Here is an 806-nt window from a genome sequence, read left to right as displayed (position 1 = left end):
CAATGGGATACCCTTTTTCTTGATGGCAATCCCGTATAGCCTTGTAGGAGTGAAGACGCCTTACTTGTCCAAGAAATCCCCCCTCTCCAGTTCGTTCAATTTTTTTAACAGGTCACGCTCCATCTCAGCCATATACAGTTGGTGTTTCAGTTTTTCAATTTCAATCTGGGCCTTTTCCAGATCCGTGCGTGGTGTCTGGTCTTTCTTACGCTTGCCGCGACGGTCTTCCAGTCCAGATTTACCCAATTCCAGATAACGTAACGTCCATGTCCGTACTTGCTGGTAACTTACCTTGTATTTCTTAGCCATTTCGCCATAGTTTTTATCTGAAGCCAAGCATTCCTGGACGATTTGTAGCCGTTCTTCCAGTCTGGTGTTGCGTGTTTTGCTCATGTAGCTTCCGCCTCCCGAGTGTTTTCTGGAGCTTAAGTCTCCATGGGCATTATACACCTTGATCCATGTCTGGAGCTGATACTTAGAACGAATTTTGTACTTGCGACAAATTTCTAATTGGCTCCCACGACCGCTCAGATAGTCAATAACGGCTTGTGTTTTTGTTTCTGGAGAGTAAACACGATTTTTTCTACTGGGATAAAATGCGTCAGCACCTTCTGCTTCATATCGCTTTATCCATACTTGTATGGTGGTATGACTAACTCCTGCCGCTTCTCCGGCATATCGTTGAGTAATTTTTCCTGATAGGTACGCATGGACAAGCTTGATTTTCTCTTCTGCTGTAATTTTATATTTTGGTGACATGAAAACTCCCCCTATGATGACAGTTTTATTTTTTACTGTCTCTCATA

At 43.3% G+C, this 806-nt stretch carries 1 protein-coding gene; it reads right to left on the bottom strand.

Translation table 11 applies throughout. The features are described 5' to 3' along the window. Positions 1-60: 60 nt before the first annotated feature. Positions 61-759 carry a helix-turn-helix domain-containing protein gene (locus DW949_RS13545; RefSeq protein ID WP_118023691.1) on the bottom strand — a complete coding sequence of 233 codons (699 nt, stop codon included), beginning with the start codon at positions 757-759 and terminating at the stop codon, positions 61-63. Positions 760-806 lie beyond the last annotated feature (47 nt).

Origin of the sequence: Megasphaera sp. AM44-1BH, assembly GCF_003467125.1 — a bacterium.
In the GTDB taxonomy this organism is placed as follows: domain Bacteria; phylum Bacillota; class Negativicutes; order Veillonellales; family Megasphaeraceae; genus Megasphaera.
The sequence above is the reverse complement of the archived record's forward strand: the minus strand, read 5'-3'. Positions and strand labels throughout refer to the sequence as shown.

Bases quoted from the DNA above. Each gene is read 5' to 3' on its own strand.
- DW949_RS13545 (WP_118023691.1), bottom strand. From the start codon at position 759: ATGTCACCAAAATATAAAATTACAGCAGAAGAGAAAATCAAGCTTGTC.